At 64.4% G+C, this 20,296-nt stretch carries 17 protein-coding genes; 11 read left to right on the top strand and 6 right to left on the bottom strand.

Features of this window, described 5'->3' with window-relative positions; translation table 11 throughout:
- Window positions 1-127 precede the first annotated feature (127 nt).
- The gene (locus F6X59_RS12405; protein ID WP_152956506.1) at window positions 128-412 is read left to right on the top strand and encodes a hypothetical protein; all 285 of its coding nucleotides are present in this window, start codon (window positions 128-130) and stop codon (window positions 410-412) included.
- Window positions 413-455: 43 nt separating this feature from the next.
- Here the strand turns inward: F6X59_RS12405 and F6X59_RS28500 are convergent, their stop codons facing one another.
- Complete coding sequence (locus F6X59_RS28500; RefSeq protein WP_256669264.1) at window positions 456-713, bottom strand: hypothetical protein; 258 nt, start codon at window positions 711-713, stop codon at window positions 456-458.
- 251 nt (window positions 714-964) lie between these two features.
- Here F6X59_RS28500 and F6X59_RS12395 point away from each other — a divergent pair, with 251 nt between their 5' ends.
- From F6X59_RS12395 to F6X59_RS12375, 5 genes are all read left to right on the top strand, one after another.
- Window positions 965-2,506, top strand: a complete 1,542-nt coding sequence (locus F6X59_RS12395) for an ABC transporter ATP-binding protein (protein ID WP_152956504.1) — start codon at window positions 965-967, stop codon at window positions 2,504-2,506.
- 12 nt (window positions 2,507-2,518) lie between these two features.
- A complete protein-coding gene (locus F6X59_RS12390) occupies window positions 2,519-3,619 on the top strand; it encodes an ABC transporter permease (protein ID WP_152956503.1) in 1,101 nt (366 codons plus the stop codon).
- Between the two features lie 25 nt (window positions 3,620-3,644).
- Window positions 3,645-4,571 carry an ABC transporter permease gene (locus tag F6X59_RS12385; RefSeq protein WP_152956502.1) on the top strand — a complete coding sequence of 309 codons (927 nt, stop codon included), beginning with the start codon at window positions 3,645-3,647 and terminating at the stop codon, window positions 4,569-4,571.
- Window positions 4,572-4,623: 52 nt separating this feature from the next.
- Entirely contained in the window at window positions 4,624-5,706 is a 1,083-nt protein-coding gene (locus F6X59_RS12380; protein ID WP_152956501.1) for a BMP family ABC transporter substrate-binding protein, read from the top strand.
- 85 nt (window positions 5,707-5,791) lie between these two features.
- Window positions 5,792-6,754 (top strand): isopenicillin N synthase family oxygenase, encoded by a 963-nt coding sequence (locus tag F6X59_RS12375; RefSeq protein ID WP_152956500.1) that lies wholly within the window; start codon window positions 5,792-5,794, stop codon window positions 6,752-6,754.
- A 33-nt stretch (window positions 6,755-6,787) separates the two neighbouring features.
- On the opposite strand, the gene F6X59_RS12370 is transcribed toward F6X59_RS12375, so the two are convergent.
- Window positions 6,788-8,629, bottom strand: a complete 1,842-nt coding sequence (locus F6X59_RS12370) for a potassium transporter Kup (RefSeq protein ID WP_152956532.1) — start codon at window positions 8,627-8,629, stop codon at window positions 6,788-6,790.
- A gap of 279 nt (window positions 8,630-8,908) precedes the next feature.
- On the opposite strand from F6X59_RS12370, the gene F6X59_RS12365 reads away from it, so the two are divergent.
- Window positions 8,909-10,762: an ABC transporter ATP-binding protein gene (locus F6X59_RS12365; protein ID WP_152956499.1), complete on the top strand. Its 1,854-nt coding sequence runs from the start codon at window positions 8,909-8,911 to the stop codon at window positions 10,760-10,762.
- A gap of 169 nt (window positions 10,763-10,931) precedes the next feature.
- Window positions 10,932-11,747 carry a 3-methyl-2-oxobutanoate hydroxymethyltransferase gene (gene panB / locus F6X59_RS12360; RefSeq protein ID WP_152956498.1) on the top strand — a complete coding sequence of 272 codons (816 nt, stop codon included), beginning with the start codon at window positions 10,932-10,934 and terminating at the stop codon, window positions 11,745-11,747.
- On the opposite strand, the gene F6X59_RS12355 is transcribed toward panB, so the two are convergent.
- The 3 genes from F6X59_RS12355 to F6X59_RS12345 all read right to left on the bottom strand — a co-directional run bounded on the left by F6X59_RS12355 (window position 11,735) and on the right by F6X59_RS12345 (window position 14,904).
- Entirely contained in the window at window positions 11,735-13,159 is a 1,425-nt protein-coding gene (locus F6X59_RS12355) for a PLP-dependent aminotransferase family protein (RefSeq protein WP_152956497.1), read from the bottom strand. The genes panB and F6X59_RS12355 overlap by 13 nt on opposite strands.
- Window positions 13,160-13,692: 533 nt before the next feature.
- Entirely contained in the window at window positions 13,693-14,265 is a 573-nt protein-coding gene (locus F6X59_RS12350; protein WP_152956496.1) for a hypothetical protein, read from the bottom strand.
- Between the two features lie 33 nt (window positions 14,266-14,298).
- A complete protein-coding gene (locus F6X59_RS12345; protein WP_152956495.1) occupies window positions 14,299-14,904 on the bottom strand; it encodes a hypothetical protein in 606 nt (201 codons plus the stop codon).
- 377 nt (window positions 14,905-15,281) lie between these two features.
- On the opposite strand from F6X59_RS12345, the gene F6X59_RS12340 reads away from it, so the two are divergent.
- Window positions 15,282-16,508, top strand: coding sequence for an MFS transporter (locus tag F6X59_RS12340; RefSeq protein ID WP_152956494.1), 1,227 nt, complete (start codon window positions 15,282-15,284; stop codon window positions 16,506-16,508).
- Window positions 16,509-16,585: 77 nt separating this feature from the next.
- Here the strand turns inward: F6X59_RS12340 and F6X59_RS12335 are convergent, their stop codons facing one another.
- Window positions 16,586-17,650 carry a sigma-54-dependent Fis family transcriptional regulator gene (locus tag F6X59_RS12335; protein ID WP_152956493.1) on the bottom strand — a complete coding sequence of 355 codons (1,065 nt, stop codon included), beginning with the start codon at window positions 17,648-17,650 and terminating at the stop codon, window positions 16,586-16,588.
- Between the two features lie 333 nt (window positions 17,651-17,983).
- Here F6X59_RS12335 and F6X59_RS12330 point away from each other — a divergent pair, with 333 nt between their 5' ends.
- Window positions 17,984-19,057: an ABC transporter substrate-binding protein gene (locus F6X59_RS12330; RefSeq protein WP_152956492.1), complete on the top strand. Its 1,074-nt coding sequence runs from the start codon at window positions 17,984-17,986 to the stop codon at window positions 19,055-19,057.
- An 11-nt stretch (window positions 19,058-19,068) separates the two neighbouring features.
- Window positions 19,069-20,292, top strand: a complete 1,224-nt coding sequence (locus F6X59_RS12325; RefSeq protein WP_152956491.1) for a lipase family protein — start codon at window positions 19,069-19,071, stop codon at window positions 20,290-20,292.
- Window positions 20,293-20,296: the final 4 nt, after the last annotated feature.

The following is a 20,296-nucleotide window of genomic DNA, read 5'->3' as shown; positions in this document are numbered from 1 at the left end:
TAATGGTTTGCCCGGGGTTTGTTAAAGCGTCTCGTCCGATTAGCCGAAAGTTTTTGCGTTGTGCCGCAACCTTCGCCAGTCACACGTGAACACAGAACGTTCTGTGTCTGACTTGAGGTAACCGATCATGGCTAACAATCAAGACAACGATAGAAACCAGGGCGGCAGCAACCAGGCCGGCGCAGGTGACGCTGGCCGCAAAGGTGGCCAAGGCGATATGCCGGGTTCGCAGAAAGGCGGCCAGCAGTCCGGGCAAAAACCTGACGACAAGATGGACAAGGATTGGGAAAAGTCCAGGGACACCGGACACCAGGGTGGACAGGCCGGCGGCACGCAGGCGCCGTCTGACACCGGACGCATGGGTGGGCAATCCACCCAGGGTGGCACCCAGAACAAAGACAAGGATCGTTGATACTGCTCGGCTTGCACCGGGGTGGCGAAGCTGCCCCGGTGCCTCAGGTTTCTGCGGCACACCACCCAGAACGCCCCCCGCAGGCGTCTTCATCACTCGGGCCTAGCAAGCCGTTGCGGCAGGCACACGCGTAATCCGCTTCAGCCCGCGTAGGAAAGTTCAGCGTCAGCCTGAGCTTGTCGAGCGTGTCATAGAGGTCGTAGCCCTGGCCCAATGCCTTGGGAAAGCCTGCACACCTCGGTAGGTATTCCTTTTCTAGCGGTAGCGCGGGCACCACAACAAAGCGCGTCTGCATGACCATCCCTCTTCTTGGCAGCTCTTTAGTATTAGTCGCATTATGTGAAAGCATCAAGGCAGCTCATGCTTGAATTTCGCCCCACTTTGGCGCCCCCTGCGCCCCAAAACCAAACACCCCGCCTCCCGCTGCACCCGCCCGGCACCCTGCCCGGATAGGCCGCAACCCTGACGGCAACGGCCGCCGCACGGGAATCTGACCACTTGGCCATGTTTTTGCTTTGCAAGCTGCTCACACCCACCACCCCGAGCAGTCCCATGTCCGAAACCCCTATGCACCTGCGCCTCGAGCTGCGTGCAGTTACCAAGCGTTACCCGGGCACGCTGGCCAACGACCGCGTCGACCTGCGCATCGCCGCTGGTGAAATCCATGCCCTGCTCGGCGAGAACGGCGCGGGCAAGAGCACCCTGATGAAGATCATCTACGGCGTCACCCGGCCGGACTCTGGCCAGTTGTTGTGGGAAGGTCGGCAGGTGCAAGTGGACGACCCGGCCCAGGCCCGCAGCCTGGGGGTCGGCATGGTGTTCCAGCACTTTTCGCTGTTCGAGACCCTGACCGTGGCGCAGAACATCGCCTTGGCACTGGGCCGCGAGGCAGGCTCGCCGAAGCAGCTGGCGCCGCGCATCCGCGAGGTGTCGCAGCGCTATGGCATGGCGCTGGAGCCGGAGCGCCTGGTGCACAGCCTGTCGATCGGCGAGCGCCAGCGGGTGGAGATCGTGCGCTGCCTGATGCAGGACATCAAACTGCTGATCCTCGATGAACCGACCTCGGTGCTGACGCCCCAGGAAGTCGAGCAGCTGTTCGTTACCCTGCGTACGCTGGCCAGCGAAGGCTGCAGCATCCTGTTCATCAGCCACAAGCTCAACGAAGTGCGTGCCCTTTGCCACAGCGCCACCGTGCTGCGTGCCGGCCGGGTTTCCGGCGCCTGCGTACCGGCCGACTGCAGCGACCTGCAACTGGCGCGGCTGATGGTCGGCGATGCCGAAGGGCTCGAAGCCAGCTACCCGAAGCGCGCCGGTGGCCTGCCACGGTTGCGGGTGGACGACCTCAGCTGGCGCAACCAGGACCCGTTCGGCAGCTCCTTCGAGCACCTGCGCCTGGAGGTGCGCAGCGGCGAAATCGTCGGCATCGCCGGGGTTGCCGGCAACGGCCAGGACGAGTTGCTGGCCTTGCTCAGTGGCGAAACGCGCCTGCCCACCCGCGAGCGCGAACGCATCAGCCTCGACAACCAGCCCATCGCCAACCTGCACCCGGATGCCCGCCGCGCCCTGGGCCTGGCATTCGTCCCGGCCGAGCGCCTGGGCCACGGCGCCGTGCCGGACATGAGCCTGGCCGACAACGCCCTGCTCACCGCCTTCCAGCAGGGCCTGGTCGAACGTGGCCTGATCCGCTCGGGCAAGGTGCAGGCGCTGGCCGAGCAGATCATCCAGCGCTTCGCGGTGAAGACGCCGGATGCGCAAGCCACGGCACGCAGCCTGTCTGGCGGCAACCTGCAGAAGTTCATCCTTGGCCGCGAAATCCTGCAGAACCCCAGGCTGCTGGTCGCCGCTCACCCGACCTGGGGCGTCGATGTCGGCGCCGCCGCAGCGATCCACCGCGCACTGATCGCCCTGCGCGATGCCGGCGCGGCGATCCTGGTGATTTCCGAAGACCTCGATGAGCTGTTGCAGATCAGCGACCGCATCGGCGCCCTGTGCAGTGGGCGCCTGTCGCCGCTCAAGGCCACCGCCGACACCCACAGCGTGGAGGTCGGCAGCTGGATGGCCGGCCAGTTCGATACCGCGCACGCCGCCACCTGACGAGAACCCGCCATGTTGCTATCCCTCGAACCCCGTACCCAGCAGTCGCGCGCCATGCTGGTGCTGTCACCGCTGCTCGCCGGCCTGCTGACCCTGGTCAGCGGGGCGGTCCTGTTCAGCGCCCTGGGGCATGACCCGCTGCTGACCCTGCACACCTTGCTGATCGAACCGGTCAGCGACCTCTACGGCCTCAGCGAGCTACTGCTCAAGGCCCTGCCGATTTTGCTCTGCGCCCTGGGCCTGGCGGTGGCTTATCAGGCGCGCATCTGGAACATCGGCGCCGAAGGCCAGCTGCTGATCGGCGCCCTGGCCGGCAGTGCCGTGGCGATCCACATCATCGACTGGGAAAGCCGCTGGGCCCTGCTCTGGGTGCTGCTGGCCGGCACCCTCGCTGGCGCACTGTGGGGCGCATTGGCGGCGTGGCTGCGCACGCACTTCAATGCCAACGAGATCCTCACCACCATCATGCTCAACTACATCGCCCTGAACCTGCTGCTGTATTGCGTGCACGGCCCGCTCAAGGACCCCGAAGGCTTCAGCTTCCCGCAGTCGGCGATGTTCGGCGATGCCAGCCGCCTGCCAGCGCTGTTCGAGGATGGCCGCCTGCATGTCGGCCTGTACTTCGTGCTGCTGGCGCTGGTGGCGGTGTGGGTGCTGCTGCAGAAGAGCTTCCTGGGCTTCCAGATCAAGGTGCTCGGCCTCGACCCGCGCGCCGCCGGCTTTGTCGGCTTTCGCGAAAAGCGCCTGGTGTGGCTGGCGTTGCTGATCAGCGGCGGCCTGGCGGGCCTGGCCGGGGTGAGTGAAGTCAGCGGGCCAATCGGCCAACTGGTGCCGCAGGTGTCGCCGGGCTACGGCTATGCGGCGATCACCGTGGCCTTTCTTGGCCGGCTCAACCCGCTCGGCATCCTGGTTGCCGGCCTGCTGATGGCCCTGCTCTACCTGGGCGGCGAGAACGCGCAAATGACCCTCAACCTGCCGCAGGCGCTGACCGGGCTGTTCCAGGGAATGATGCTGTTCTACCTGCTTGCTTGCGACGTGCTGATCCTCTACCGGCTGCGGCTGACGCTGAATTGGCGGCGGCGTACGCCGGTGGCCGAAACGGCCAGTGCCTGACCTCCCCTGACCTGAGGCTTCGACTATGGATCTCGATCTGCTTGGCAACATTCTCTACGCCATGGTGCGTTGCGGCACCCCGCTGCTGCTGGTGGCCCTGGGCGAACTGGTGTGCGAGAAGAGCGGCGTGCTCAACCTCGGCCAGGAAGGCATGATGCTGTTCGGCGCGGTGGTGGGCTTCATCGCCGCCTTCGCCACCGGCAGCCTGTGGCTTGGCGTGCTGATGGCGTGCCTGGCCGGCATGCTGCTGGCCTCGCTGTTCGCCGTGGTCGCCCTGGGCTGCCAGGCCAACCAGGTGGCGACCGGCCTGGCCCTGACCATCTTCGGCGTCGGCCTGTCGGCGTTCGTTGGCAGCGCCTGGGTCGGCAAGCCGCTGAGCGGCTTCGAACCGCTGGCGATTCCGCTGCTGGCCGACCTGCCGATCATCGGCCACATGCTGTTCAACCAGGACGTGCTGGTGTACCTGTCCTTCGCCCTGTTCGCCCTGGTCGCCTGGGTGCTGCTGAAAAGCCGTACCGGCCTGATCCTCCAGGCCGTCGGCGAAAACCCCGACGCGGCCAGCGCCATGGGCCTGCCGGTGCTGCGCGTGCGCACCCTGGCGGTGCTGTTCGGCGGCGCCCTGGCGGGCCTTGCCGGCGCCTACCTGTCATTGGCCTACACCCCGATGTGGGCAGAAAACATGACCGCCGGCCGCGGCTGGATCGCCCTGGCGCTGGTGGTGTTCGCCAGCTGGCGGGTGCAGCGGGTGCTGCTCGGCGCCTACCTGTTCGGCCTGGCCAGCATCCTGCACCTGGTAGCCCAGGGCATCGGCGTGAGCTTCCCGGCCAACCTGCTGGCGATGCTGCCCTATGTGGCGACGATCCTGGTGCTGGTGGTGCTCTCCCGCGATGCAATCAAGACCCGGCTGTATGCACCGGTTTCGCTCGGCCAGCCCTGGAAAGCGGGAAGCTGACGCCACACCGCAAACAAGAAAACAACACAAGACCCACAGGAGTGAACCCTCGATGCATCTGAAGAAAAGCACCAAGCTGCTGCGCACCCTGGCCGCCGCGATCGGCCTTGGTACCGCACTGTCCGCCTCCGCCGCCGACCCGCTGAAAGTGGGCTTCGTCTACATCGGCCCGATCGGCGACCACGGCTGGACCTACCAGCACGAACAGGGCCGCCAGGCGCTGATCAAGCAGTTCGGCGACAAGGTCGACACCCGTTTCGTCGAGAACGTGCCGGAAGGCGCCGACGCCGAGCGGGTCATCCGCAACATGGCCAAGGGCGGCTACGACCTGGTGTTTGCCACCTCGTTCGGCTACATGAACCCGACCGCCAAGGTCGCCAAGCAGTTCCCCAAGGTCACCTTCGAACACGCCACCGGCTACAAGCAGGACAAGAACCTCGGCACCTACCTGGCAACCTCCTATGAAGGCCGCTACGTCGGCGGTTACCTCGCCGCGAAGATGACCAAGAGCAAGAAGGTCGGCTACGTCGCCTCCTTCCCGATCCCGGAGGTGCTGCGTGACATCAACGCCATCCAGCTGGCGCTGGACAAGTACAACCCCGGCACCGAGATCAAGGTGGTGTGGGTCAACTCCTGGTTCGACCCGGGCAAGGAAGCCGATGCGGCCAACGCCCTGATCGACCAGGGTGTCGACGTGCTGTTCCAGCACACCGACAGCCCGGCGCCGATCCAGGCCGCCGAACGCCGTGGCATCTACGCGGTGGGCTACGCCTCGGACATGGCCCACTTCGGGCCCAAGGCGGTGCTGACCTCGATCGTCAACAACTGGGGCCCGCATTACATCAAGAGCACCCAGGCGGTCATCGACGGCAACTGGAAGCCGCAGGACTACTGGGGTGGCCTGGCCGACGGCACCGTCGAGCTGCCGATCAGCGACCTGGTGCCGGCCGACGTGAAAAGTGGCGCCGAGCAGATCATCGCCAGCATCAAGGATGGCTCGTTCCACCCGTTCACCGGGCCGATTCTTGACCAGAGCGGTGCAGTGAAGATTCCTGAGGGCGCCGTGGCCAGCAATGCCGAACTGGCGGGGATGAACTACTACGTCAAGGGCATCACTGCACAGCTGCCCAAGTAAGTGCCGGTTGGTTGAGCGCGATCCCTGTGGGATCGCGCCAGCCCTGAAAAGACAGTTCGTCCTACAGTGACCTCACGGAGCCCTGATGAATACCCTGCCCATCATCGACATCGCCCCGCTGTACCAGCACGACCCCGCCGCCCGCCAGGCGGTGGCCCGGCAGATCGACGCCGCCTGCCGGCAATGGGGCTTTTACTACATCAAGGGGCACCCGATCCCGGCTGCGCGCATTGCCGAACTGAAAGCCGCCGCCGAAGACTTCTTCGCCCGCCCGGCCGAGGAAAAGCTGCGCATCGACATCACCCGCAGCGCCCACCACCGCGGTTACGGCGCCATCGCCACCGAACAGCTCGACCCGAGCCGGCCGAGTGACCTGAAGGAAACCTTCGACATGGGTTTCCACATGAGCGCCGAGCACCCCGACGTGCTCGCGGCAAAACCACTGCGCGGCCCCAATCGCCACCCCGCCATCCCCGGCTGGGAAGCGCTGCTGCAACAGCACTACCAGGACATGCACGCCCTGTCCCTGACCCTGCTGCGGGCCATGGCCGAGGCGCTGGGCATCGAAGAGGACTTTTTCGACCAACGCTTTGCCGAGCCGATCAGCGTGCTGCGCATGATCCACTACCCGCCACGCCAGACCGCCAGCAGCGCCGACCAGCAAGGCGCCGGCGCACACACCGATTACGGCTGCGTGACCTTGCTGTACCAGGACGATGCCGGCGGCCTGCAGGTGCAGAACGTGAACGGCGAATGGATCGACGCCCCGCCCATCGAAGGCACCTATGTGGTCAACATCGGCGACATGATGGCGCGCTGGAGCAACGACCGTTACACGTCCACACCGCACCGGGTGATCAGCCCGCTGGGTGTGGACCGCTACTCGATGCCGTTCTTCGCCGAACCGCACCCGGACACCGAGATCAGCTGCCTGCCCAACTGCTCCAGCGCGGCCAACCCGGCCCGGTACCCGGCGGTGTCGTGCAGCGCCTACATGCTGTCACGCTTTGCCGAGACCTATGCCTATCGCCGCGAAGCGGTGGTTTGAACGGCAGGGCCGTTGCCGAGGGTTGCAGCGGCCTCACATCTCGACCTGGGTACCCAGTTCGATCACCCGGTTCAGTGGCAGCTGGAAGTACTTGAGGTTGCTGTTGGCGTTCTTCAGCAAGAAGGCGAACAGGTGCTCACGCCAGCGCGCCATGCCCTTCTGCTTGCCGGCGATCACCGTCTCGCGGCTGAGGAAGTAGGTGGTGCGCATCGGGCCGAACTCGAGGTCCGCATAGGGGCAACGGCTCAGGGCCAGTGGCACGTTGGGCTCTTCCATGAAGCCAAAGTGCAGGCTCACCCGGTAGAAGCCGTTGCCGAAGGCCTCGACTTCAAAGCGCTTGCCGGCATTGACCCGCGGCTCGTCCTCGAACACCACGGTCAGCAGCACCACCTGCTCATGCAGCACCTGGTTGTGCAGCAAGTTGTGCAGCAGCGCGTGGGGCACGGCTTCGGGCCGCGCAGACAGGAACACGGCCGTGCCATTCACCCGGTACGGCGGTTGCGCCTGCAGGCTGGCGATGAACAATTCAAGCGGCAATGCGCTTTCGTCCAGCCGCTCGACGATGATCGTACGCCCGCGCTTCCAGGTGGTCATCAGCACGAACAGCACCACCCCGGCAATCACCGGGAACGCGCCGCCCTGGAGGATTTTCGGCGCGTTGGCAGCAAAGTACAGGCTGTCCACCAGCAAGAACGCCAGCAGCATCGGCACTGCCAGCCAGCGCGGGGCCTTCCACAACAACAGCACCACCGCCGAAGCCAGCAATGTGGTGATCAACATGGTGCCGGTCACCGCCACGCCATAGGCCGCCGCCAGTGCCCCGGACGACTCGAAGCCGACCACCAGCAGCACCACGCCAACCATCAGCGCCCAGTTGACCATGCCGACGTAGATCTGCCCCTGCTCCTCGCTGGAGGTGTGCTGGATGAACATGCGCGGCACATAGCCCAGCTGGATGGCCTGGCGCGTCAGCGAGAACGCCCCGGAAATCACCGCCTGGGAGGCGATGATGGTCGCCAGCGTGGCCAGCCCGACCATCGGCAGCAGGGCCCAGTCCGGCGCCAGCAGGTAGAACGGGTTGCGCACGGCCTCTGGGTTGCCGAGGATCAATGCACCCTGGCCGAAGTAGTTCAGCACCAGCCCCGGCAGCACCAGCAGGAACCAGGCGCGGGCAATCGGCTTGCGGCCAAAATGCCCCATGTCGGCGTACAGCGCTTCGGCGCCGGTCAGTGCCAGCACCACGGCGCCGAGAATGGCCACGCCCATGCCGGGGTGGTAGATGAAGAACTTCACCGCCCAGGCCGGGTTTAGCGCCTGCAGCACCTCCGGGCGCTGCACGATGCCGTGCACGCCCAGCGCACCGATCACCACGAACCACAGCACCATGATCGGCCCGAACAGAATGCCGATGCGCGCGGTGCCGTGTTTCTGGATCAGGAACAGCGCTACCAGCAGCAGCACCGCCAGCGGTACGACCCAATGTTCGATGCCGTCGAAGGCCAACTGCAGCCCCTCCACGGCCGACAACACCGAAACTGCCGGGGTAATCATGCTGTCGCCGTAGAACAGCGCAGCGCCGAACAGGCCGAGCAGCACCAGTAGCCTGCTCAGCCGCTTGTAGGGTGCCGCCGCGCGGTGCGCCAGCGCGGTCAGGGCCATGATGCCGCCCTCGCCCTGGTTGTCGGCGCGCAGGATGAACAGCACGTACTTGAGCGATACCACCCATAGCAGCGACCAGAACACCAGTGACAGCACACCGAGCACCCCGGCGGTGTTGGCCTGCACGCCGTAGTGCCCGGCGAAGACTTCTTTGAGGGTGTACAGCGGGCTGGTGCCGATGTCGCCATAGACCACGCCGACTGCGGCGACGAGCATGCCGATGGCAGCGGGCTTGCTGGAATGGGGTGGGTTTGCTGCGACGGCGGGCTGGCTCACGAAAGGGCTTCTCTGGACTGGCGGGTAGAAGTGCATGCCATCCTTGAGCATCGCGCGGTCAGTATCTCTGTAGGCAATCAGGCCAGTCGTAAAAAGAGCGTAAAAAAACCAGGGGTTCGCCTTGGGAGGTTCAGCGCTCGGTCTCACAGGCGCTGCAAATCTCCCGCCAGGCAAATGTGCTGTATGGTTGTTGCAAACGAATAAATCCCGGAGACCCTCATGTTTCGTGCCTTTGAACGCTGGCTCGACCCCTTCCCGCCCGACGAGGTGCCGCCTCCCCCGGTCGGCCTGCTGCGCTTCCTGTGGGCCTGCACCCGCGGCGCCCGCGGCTACATCCTGGCGCTGGCGCTGTTCAGTGCCGGGGTGTCGATCTACGAGGCCTGGCTGTTTTCCTTCCTCGGCCAGGTGGTGGACCTGCTCTCCAACTGGCAGGCCGGCGGCGGCGTGAGTCCGGAAGAAAGCCGCGTGTTGTGGGGCGTCGGCCTGTTGCTGATCGCCAGCATCGCGCTGGTGGCCTTGCGTACGCTGATGCAACACCAGGTGCTGGCAATCAACCTGCCGCTGCGCCTGCGCTGGGACTTCCACCGGCTGATGCTGCGCCAGAGCCTGTCGTTCTTCTCCGACGAGTTTTCCGGCCGGGTCACCACCAAGGTGATGCAGACCGCGCTGGCAGTGCGTGAAGTGCTGTTCACGGTGATCGAGATCGTGCCGGGCATCGGCGTGTACTTCATTGCCATCATCGCCCTGGCTGGGGGTTTTGCCGCCAAGCTGATGCTGCCGTTCATTGCCTGGCTGCTGCTGTTCGGCCTGGCCATGCTGTATTTCGTGCCACGCCTGGGCAAGGTCGGCCAGGAACAGGCCAATGCACGCTCGTCGATGACCGGGCGGGTGTCCGACGCCTATACCAACATCACCACCGTGAAGCTGTTTTCCCACTCCAAGCGCGAGGCGCACTTCGCCCGGGCGGCAATGGAAGACTTCAAGCAGACCGGCTTTCGCCAGATGCGCCTGGTCAGCCAGTTCGAGATCGTCAACCAGACGCTGGTGGTCGGGCTGATTTTCGGCGCCGGCGGCTATGCCCTGTGGCTGTGGCACCAAGGCCAGGTCGGCACCGGCGCGGTGGCCGCGATCACCGCCATGGCCCTGCGCATCAACGGCATGTCGCACTGGATCATGTGGCAGATGACCTCGCTGTTCGAAAACATCGGCACCGTGCAGGACGGCATGGCCACCCTCACCCGCGGGCCCAAGGTGCAGGACGTGCCCAATGCCGGCGTGCTGGAAACCCGTGGCGGCGCGGTGACCTTCGACAACGTGCGCTTCAACTACAACGGCGAGCGCCAGGTGCTCGATGGCCTGAGCCTGAACATCCGCGCGGGCGAAAAGGTCGGCCTGGTGGGCCGCTCGGGCGCGGGCAAGTCGACGTTGATCAACCTGCTGCTGCGCTTCTATGACGTGGACAGCGGCGAGATCCGCATTGACGGGCAGAACATCGCCCACGTCACCCAGGACAGCCTGCGCAGCGCCATCGGCATGGTCACCCAGGACACCTCGCTGCTGCACCGCTCGATCCGCGACAACATCGCCTACGGCCGCCCGGACGCCACCGAGGCGCAGATCCAGCGCGCCGCCGCCAACGCCCAGGCCGATGGCTTCATCCGCCAGCTCAGCGACCGCGACGGCCACAGCGGTTACGACACCCTGGTCGGCGAGCGCGGTATCAAGCTTTCAGGCGGCCAACGGCAACGGATCGCCATCGCCCGGGTGATGCTCAAGAACGCCCCGATCCTGCTGCTGGACGAGGCTACCAGCGCGCTGGACTCGGAGGTCGAAGTCGCCATCCAGGAAAGCCTCGACGAGATGATGCAAGGCAAGACCGTGATCGCCATCGCCCACCGGCTGTCCACCATCGCCGCCATGGACCGGCTGATCGTCATGGATGAAGGGCGCATCATCGAGCAAGGTACGCACAGTGAATTGCTGGCGAAGAACGGTACCTATGCACGGCTGTGGCAGCACCAGAGCGGGGGTTTTTTGGGTGAGGATCAGGGGGTGGCGGAGGCGCTGGAATAGCCACGCGCTGTCAGGGCAACTTTCTTGCTCCGTATCGGAAGGCTGGTGCAATCCTTGTGGCGGCGCAGAGCCATCTGTGCCGGTTTTCAGATGATATCTGTGCATTGAGTTCCCATTTTACGGCTCGATAATCAGGACATCTTTGGCCACATGTCGAGACGAGACACTGATGAGCACGCATATCCGCAACAGACGACTGACGATCCCACAGCTGGTAGCCATGAAAGGCCGGCAAAAGATCGTTTCGCTGACGGCATACTCCAGCGCGATCGCCAAGGTCATCGACCCCTTGGTCGACTTCATCCTGGTCGGTGACTCCACCGCCATGGTCGGCTACGGCCGCCCCTCTACCCTGGGCATGCGCCTGGATGAAACCATCGCCCACACCCGGGCGGTGGTCGACAGCACACGGCTGGCCTGCGTGATTGCCGACATGCCCTTCGGCAGCTACCAGGAATCCCAAGAGCAGGCGTTTCGCAACTGCGCCCAGATGCTCGCCAGTACCGGCTGCGACGCCGTCAAGCTGGAGGCCAATCAGGCCTTGGCCAGTACCGTGGAATTTCTCGTCGCGCGCGGCATACCGGTCATGGCACACATTGGCCTTATGCCCCAGTTCGTCAATGTGATGGGTGGCTACAAGGCCCAGGGGCTGTGCCCCGAGAGCGGTGCGGCATTGCGCGCCGATGCCCGGGCCAACCTGCAGGCCGGCGCTTTCAGCCTGTTGCTGGAGGGGGTCGCGGAACCCGTAGCGAGGGCCATCACCGACGCCACCGACAAGCCCACCATCGGCATCGGTGCGTCACCGGCTTGCGATGGCCAAGTATTGGTCACCGAGGACCTGCTGGGGTTGGGTGGCGATCATGTGCCACGCTTCGTCAAGCAGTATGCCGATGTTGCCCAGGTGATCCGTGAGGCGTGTACCCGCTTCGGCGACGAAGTGCGCGACGGGACCTTCCCCGACATGCGTCACTGCTATGGCGTCTGAGCGGTGTCCTGAATGGCTTCGTCCTGGATCGCCTTGACCAGGCATTGCAGCGCCTGGGGAATGTCCTTGCTCCAGTCCAGCGTGTAGCTCAACCGCAAGTGACTGCGCCAAAGGCCACGCTGGCTGAAGATTTCCCCAGGCGCGATGACGATACGCTGTGCCAGCAACCGCTCAAAGACCCGGCGCATTTCCACCGGCCGGGTAGACTCCAGCCAAAAGCTTGCGCCACCCTGCGGCTCAATAATGCGCAAGCACCCCTGGCCGTGAGCTTCCAGCAGGGCCTTCATATGGTGCATGCGCTCGCGCAGCATGGCGCGCAGCACTTGCACATGCTGCTCGACCCGGCGCGAGGTGAATAGCTTGGCAATGGCCTTCTGCCGAATAGGCGATAGGCGGAAGGCACGCTCCAGGAACAAGTGTTGCAACCGCTCGATATGGCGCCGGCAAAGCAGGTAACCATAGGGTGCTTCCGAACCAATCACCTTGTCGAAAGTGGAGAACACCAACAGCCGATCAGGGTCCGCGAAATCTCGATAGCGCGGTGCTGCGGCCTGGAAACAGAACTCGCCATAGCCTTCGTTCTCGAACAGCCACACATCCTGCTCAGCCAACCAACGGCAGATCTGCTGCTTGTCGGCCGCCGGCATCAGCCCCCCCTGCGGCACACTGGTCGCCGACGACAACACCGCCAGGCGCACCGGTTCACTGCTCAGCACCTGCCGCAGTTGCGGCAGGTCGAAGCGACCATCCTCGCCCAGCGGTACTTCGATGATGGTCATGCGCGCAGCCAACAGTTGCCTGAGCACCGCCCAGCTACAGGGAGACTCGACCAACGCCACCTTGCCTTCCAGGTCCAGGGCGCGTAACGAAAGTTCGAGGATGCTGCGCAGGTCAGAACCGACGAACACATGTTCGGCCTGCCAGCATCGGTGCGCCGAACGGGTGTAGAGGTCTGCCAGCACGCTGCGCAACTCCATCTCGCCGAACGGTTGGTACAACGGCGCGTGTGACCGCGGGTACTGGCGCGCGAGTTCGCGCTCGATCATCAGCAGCGGCTTTTCCAGCGATAGCAGCATGGCCGGGGCATCGCTGCTCAGAGCCAGCATGCCGGGCTGACGGGCACTGGAGAACACGGTGTCGAGCAGGCTCGGCGAGCGCTCGGCAAGCAATGGCGCACTGCTGGCCCGGGTGAAATAGCCGAGCTTGGGTCGTGCATAAACCCGCCCTTCATCTTCGAGCAGCGAATAGGCGTACTTGGTGCTGGATACGGAAACATTCAAGCGCAGGGCCAGTTGGCGCAGCGATGGCAGACGCTGCTCGACATCCGATGGTGCCGCTTCGATCCAGTCGAGCAGATAGCGGTAAACCGCCTGGTAGGTGTAGCTGGACTTGTTGGTTTTCTTTGTATCCATACTCAAGCATCACTTGGCAAATGCTGCCACAGGTTACACGGAGATACCGCGCATCACCTGACAGGGGCGGTGCAGCCACCGCCACGCAAGCTTTTGCCTGGGCATGGATAGCCCAGAAAGTTGGATATGAATGCCTGCTCCGTCGCGCTGATGCGCAGCGACACGCCGAGACTAGAGCCCTGCACTTTCGACCGCAACGGATAAAAGAAGCAAGCGCAAATTTAGGAAAAGGACTACAGATGAGCGGATAATTCCCATTTTTGTGCCGGCCAAAGTGCTGCCCCCTTCCTCACCACTGCACGCCAGGTCGGTGGGCAGGCACTGCTTCTGGGCAAGCCGTTCAGTCAGGCTATCTGTCTTACCAGTTCATGTCGGTGCACCTCATGCCTGTGAGGCCATGGTTGCCTGCCTTGGTGCATGACTTGAGCCTTGTAAACCGTCTGACAACCATGGCCTCACAGGCATGACCACGTTGCAAAAAATGTAATCGATGGACTCGCTCCCGCCGAGGCATCACCGTGCCACGGTGGCGTTCAGCGAGACGTCTCGACCTTGAGCACTTCGGTATGCACGGCATCAACGGTCTGCCCCACCTGCAGGTGCGGGATGTATGCCTGCACCTCAGGGTTCTGCACGGTAATGACCTGCTCCTGCCCGTCAGGCTTGAGCACAGTCACCTGGTGGTTCGGCCCGTCGATGTGGGTGATTCGGGAAGTCACCTTGACGGTCCGGTACAACTCCCCGCCCGGCATGCTGGCCGGGTCGGCACGGTTGACCCAGGCATCGTTGCTGACACTCGGCGCACCTTCGACGCTGGTGTCCAGCACGTAGTCGATCGAGCGGGTGATGCGCATGTCGACCTTGTCACCGACTTTCAGGTTGCGCGCGGCCTTCGCCTGGTCGGTGAGTTGCAGAACGACCGGCCGCTTGTCCACCCCCTCCAGGGTGACCTGGTGCTTGGCCGGGTCGACGGCGAGCACATGGGTTTCGAAGCGCTCGCTCAGCGCATCACTGGCCAATGGCACCTGGGCGGCATGGGCGGTGATGCTGGTGGCGATGAGAAGCGCAAAGGCACAGCACGGAAAATGGTCGGGCAACAGTTTCATAGGCCAGCTTCTCCAAGCGAAGTTAATCAGGTGTCAGAATTGCCAGATGGGCCCGTAGGTGCCATAGCAAGCGTTCTCCAGCGCGTCGCTGCGCACGCCGTGGCGGGTGACCGCGCCCCACGCGTCGACCTCGAACACCAGCTGCGGCTCACGCACCTCGCCATTGCGCAGATGAACACTGTCATAGACTTTGATGCCCTTGCCCGCGCTGGCAACGCGGGTCTCGACCCAGGCGTTGGATTCGTTCTCCTTGTCCAGGCGTGCCAGCAGGGCGTTATGCAACGGCAGGTAGCGACCGTCCATGGACCGGCAATCGATATTGATGCTCTGCACCGTGCGCTGTGCCTGCGCATCGCTGAAATGCAACCGCGCCGCGAAATCCCGCTGCAGCCGTTGCACATAGGTCAGGCCATCGCCCCCCGCGGTCTTGGTCGGCGAAGTGGTTTCAGGCTTGCGCTGCAAGTCCCGCTGGCACAGCGCGGGTTGCTTGTAATAGCGGTGGGCGACGTGCTCGCCAGAGGGTTTGTGTTCGGCGCCAAGCACCAGCACCTTGCCTTCCTCGAACAGCATCGAGGTTTCGCGACCGTAGTCACCTGGCGGGTTCCAGACAGACGCCGGCAGGCCGGCTTCCAGCTGCACGCATTGGGGCCCCGTAGGCGTGGCGCGCAGTTCGTATAACGGTGGCTGAAGGAAGGCTTGCGGCGTTTCAGCGTAGGCTGAACCGGCCAGCGATGCGAAAACTGAAATGCAGGTTGCGGGAATAAGGGAAGTCCAGTTCACGGTGCTCTCATGCGCAATCAGGTCGTCGAGATCAGCATAGAAGGCCTTTACCGTTTCATTGCCTTTTCTTTAGCCGGCCGCGGCGGGTGCCCTGGCCTGAGCGTTCCATCAATCATGTTGATGAATACTATCGAGTGTCTCGCCTGTCGACACGCCGGCGTTATTTCCTACAATCCCTTTCCGTTTTCCCTCTTCCCCTCGTCTGCAACAGGCGACCTCACCTTGGAATCAGCAACATGCCAAGCGTCAGTCAGGCCTCTCACGGCCGCCCCCAACATGATCAACAAAGCGTCAAGCAACAGTGGCTGGCGATTCTCTCGGTCGCCGTGGGCGCCTTCGCCCTGGTCACCAGCGAGTTTCTGCCGGTGGGCGTGCTCAACGATGTGGCCAGCGACCTGGGCATCAGCGCCGGCCACGCCGGGCTGATGGTGACCCTGCCCGGCATCATGGCGGCCCTCGCCGCGCCGCTGCTGTCGGTGGGCATTGGCGCCATGGACCGGCGCTACCTGCTGATCGGCCTGACGCTGATCATGATCATCGCCAACGCGGTGGTGGCCTACGCCAGCGACTTCAGCCTGCTGCTGTTCGGTCGTGTACTGCTGGGCATCAGCATCGGTGGCTTCTGGGCCACCGCCATTGCCCTCAGCGGCCGCCTGGCGCCCAAGGGCGTGAGCGTGGCCAGGGCCACCTCGATCATCATGGCCGGTGTGACCCTGGCCACCGTGCTGGGCGTGCCGGTGGGCACCTGGCTGAGCGGCCTGATGGGCTGGCGCATGACCTTCCTGGCCACTGCACTGGTCGGCGTGCCGGTACTGCTGGCACAACTGTTCCTGCTGCCGCGGCTCAACCCGGACAAGGCCATCCGCGTCAGTGACCTGCCAGCGCTGTTCATCAACCCGCAAGCCCGGGTTGGCCTGATCGCCGTGCTGCTGATCGGCCTCGCGCACTTTGCCGCGTACACCTATGTCGCGCCGTTCTTCAAGCAAAGTTCCGGCTTCGATGGGTCGACCATCGGCTCCCTGCTGCTGCTCTATGGCGTGGCCGGGGTGATCGGTAACCTGTTCGCTGGCTACGCCGCCAACCAGAGCGTGCGCCACACGCTGATGCTGGTGGCGGTGATGATTGGCGTCAGTACGGCGCTGTTCCCCTACTTCGCCACCGGCCTGACCGGCGCAGCGATGCTGATTGCGCTCTGGGGCTTCGCCTTCGGCGCGTTCCCGGCCTGCGCCAGCATCTGGATGTTCGTCGTGGCGCCCAAAGATGTCGAGCGCGGCATGCCGCTGTTCGTGGCCATGTTCCAGGTGATCATCGCCCTGGGTTCGTTCTTCGGCGGGCGTATCGTCGACCAGCTGGGCAGCTCGGTGCTGTTGAGCCTGGCCACGGCACTGGTGGGCTGCGGGTTTGTCACGGTGCTGGTGCTGGGGCGCAGTGTCAGTAACAACCTGGCGGCGCAGGCTGGCTGAAGGGTAATGATCGTTCGCGATGGGCCCTGATCGTACCCTTGGGTCAGGACAGGGCCACACTCGCTGTGCCGTCTGCTTCAGGCCTTGGTCAATTCGCCTATCTTCTCCAGCCGTGCACGCACGATGTTGCGGCTGATGTTCAGCAGGCGCCCGGTTTGCAGCTGGTTGCCATGGCAGTATCTGTAAGCCTCGCGAAAGACCGTCTCCTCGATGTGTTCATACAGGTTGGCAACGTTCTGTTCGAACAAGGCCAACAAGGCACTCTCCAGGCTGGGTGGCGCAACACCCGACACACCGCTGACGGCGTGCGGGACCTGCCCCTGGGCGGGCCCAAGCGGACGCATGTCGACCAGGTGCAGGTCGCCTGGCGCCACCACCTGATGCCGGCACACCAGCAGCGCATGGTGAATGGCGTTCTCCAGTTCACGTATGTTGCCCGGCCAACTGTGCGCCAACAGCTTGCGTTCGGCATCCGGGCTCAGTGAGGCACGGTCATAGCCCAGGCGACGGCAGTGCTCCTCGATGAAGAATTCTGCCAGCGGCAGGATGTCGCCTGGACGCTCACGCAATGGCGGCAGGCGAATCGTGGCGACGTGCAGGCGGTAGAACAGGTCCTCGCGGAAATGCCCCGCCACCACCGCGTCGGCCAGGTTGACGTTGGTCGCCGCCACCAGGCGCACGTTGATCGGGATCGGCGTGCGCGAGCCAAGGCGCACCACTTCGCGCTCCTGCAGCACCCGCAGCAACTTCACCTGCATGTTCAGCGGCAGGTCGCCGATTTCGTCAAGGAACAACGTGCCGCCGTTGGCCGCCTCGAACCAGCCGGCCTTGTTCGAGGTGGCTCCCGTGAACGCACCTTTTTCATGGCCGAACAGCTCGCTCTCGACCAGGGTTTCGGCGAACGCACCGCAGTTGACCGCCACGAACGGCTCACGACCGCGGCGGCTCAGGTGATGGATATGGCGGGCGACCAGCTCCTTCCCGGTGCCGGTTTCGCCGATGATCAGGGTGTTGGCTTCGCTAGGTGCCAGGCGCTCGATGCGGCTGAGCAGTTCCTGGGAACGAGGGTCCTTGAATACAAGGACGGTGGCACGCACCGATTTGCTCAGCTCGCGGGCATTGGGATGGGTGATCAGCGACATGGGGGCTTTCCTGGCAGTTGAAGCGCGCCCCAATAGTGCATGAAACAAATTAGATCAAAAAATTATTAATTAATATTTATATATTCCATTATTGACTAATGCGATTTTCAGCAGCGCACTGCTGCTGGAGCAGCAACGCAGCAGCAACCGCGTGCCTGCCGATCAGCAGGCCAAGACCGCCCCGAGGCTTCGAAGGTTTTGCTGCACGCCCCGCCAGTCAAGGGCTGCAGCTGATCGAGCAAGAGCTGGCATGCATTTCGCTCCAGGCCTGATAACGTCCGATCCGCTCAACCACGCGGCCCGGGCCTGTCGAACCCCTGCCTGGAGCTGCACATGAACAAACCCTGGCGTCACGGCCTCGCCCTGCTCGGCGGCCTGTTTCTGAGCCTGGCCGCACTGGCGGCCGAGCCACCGGCTGCGGTGCGCATCGCCATCGTCGCCTTCACCCAAGGCGGCGCGCCGGTATTCGGCGGCATACCCGGCCGGGTGATCGAGGAAGGCTGGCTCGAACAACAGCTGGCAGCACGCGGCGTCAAGCTGCAGTGGACCGCCCTGCCCCATGCTGGCGCCGGGCCGCAGATCAATGAGGGGTTCAGCAACAACAGCCTGGACTTCGCGGTGCGCGGCGACCTGCCCTCGGTGATCGCCGGTGCCGGCCAGGTGCCAGGCAAGCTGGTAGTACCCGGCGGCAGTGGCAACAACATCTACCTGGTGGTACCCGCCGACTCCCCGGTGCGCGATATCCAGGCACTCAAGGGCAAGCGCCTGGCCCTGCACCGCGGCCGCCCCTGGGAGTTCGCCTTCAGCAACTTCCTCGCCAGCCAAGGGCTGAAACTGACCGACTTCAAGATCGCCAACCTCAACCCGCAGGTAGGCGCCGCGGCGGTGTCAGCCGGCAAGGTCGATGCGGCAGTGCTGCTCAACGAGGCCTACGCCCTGGAAGACAAGGGCGTGGCCCGCATCCTCTGGTCGACCAAGCAAGGCGCCGATGACTGGCGGCTGGTCTCCGACCTGTGGGGCACCGACGCCTTCATTGCGCAAAACCCGGAGCTGACCCAACTGGTGGCAACGGCCTGGGTGCGCGCAGCCTGGTGGATCTCCCAGGAGCAGAACCGCGATGGCTACTACGCACTGTCGTCGCGTGCCGGCGTCGCCGAAAGCGTGCTGCGCCGCGACGACCAGGGCGACCCGGTGGCCTGGAAAACCCGCTGGGCGCCCAAGAGCGATGCACAGCTCAAGGCCCACTACCACGCCCTCGCCCAATACGCGCTGGACAACCGCCTGATCCGCACCCCCTACGACATCAGCCAGGACCTGGCCACCGGCTTTACCCGCCAGGCACTGATCGACCTGCAACTGACCCACTACTGGCCGTCCCTGGACGCTCAGCTCAGCCAACAACCTTGAGAACCTCGCGCATGAAACTGCCTGCATCCATCGCTTTCAGCCTCACCGCACTGGCCTTTTCCATCGGCGCGATGGCGGCCGACACCTTTGCCCCCAAGCCCGACCCGCAGCAGGGTGACGGCCGGGTTTCGAGCTTCTACACCTGGAGCAAGGCCATCCCCGCCACCCCGGGCAAGCTGCTGCGCAGCGAGCCACTGGAGCAGGCACTGAGCCTGCCCAACGCCGCCAGCGCCCAACGCATCCTCTACACCTCGCTGGACGGCATCGACGGCAAGACCCCGATCGTGGTTTCCGGCGCGCTGTTCATTCCCAAAGGCAAGGCGCCCGCCGGCGGCTGGCCGGTCGCCAGCTGGGGCCATGGCACGGTGGGCGTGGCGGATATCTGCGCGCCGTCCTGGGCCGGCCGTTCGTACCGCGATGTGCAGTATCTCAACCGCTGGTTGGCCGAGGGCTATGCCATCGTCGCCACCGATTACCAGGGCCTGGGTGTACCGGGCGGTCACCCGCTGCTCAACAACCGCATGGCCGCCTACGGCATTCTCGATGCGGCCAAGGCTGTGGTCGCCAGCGTACCAGGGCTGGCCGACAAGGTGCTGATCATCGGCCAATCCCAAGGCGGTGCCGGTGCCTTCGCCGCAGGCGCCTATGCCGCCACTTATGCGCCCAACCTGGGGGTCAAGGGCAGCATCGGCACCGGTGTCATCTACACCGTGGGTTCAAAGAACGTCGGTGAGCAGGACCAGGACAAGGTCGACCCGGCCCTGGCCTATGGCTTCTACACCCTGCTCGCCGCGCAGCAGTACGACCCGAGCATCGACCCGCGCGATTTCTACACCGACAAGGCCCTGCCACTGTTCGAGCAGGCCCGCACCAGCTGCCTGTCGTCGCTGGTCAGCGACGTGGTCGGCAGCGGCCTGACGCCGGCCAATGCCAAGAAGGACTACCAGGGCGACAAGCTCAAGCCGTGGCTGGCCCAGGTGTCCTACCCGACCCTCAAGCTGGCGCAGCCGATCTTCATCGGCACCGGTGCCGAAGACAAGACACCCGCCGCCGCCACCCAGGTCGCGCTGATGCAGGACGCCTGCAAGGCAGGCTCCGTGGTACAGGGCCACCTGTACAAGGGCCTGGGCCACAGCGAAACGGTCAATGCCTCGCTGAAGGACTCGATTCCCTTTGCCCGCCAGGTCATCAGCGGCCAGCCGGTCACGCCCAACTGCAGCCCCAGCGTCCAGTAAGGAG

It is taken from the genome of Pseudomonas sp. MN1F (genome assembly GCF_009391885.1).
In the GTDB taxonomy this organism is placed as follows: Bacteria; Pseudomonadota; Gammaproteobacteria; order Pseudomonadales; family Pseudomonadaceae; genus Aquipseudomonas.
Note: the sequence above shows the minus strand (reverse complement) of the source record. Positions and strands in the feature narration are given on the sequence as shown.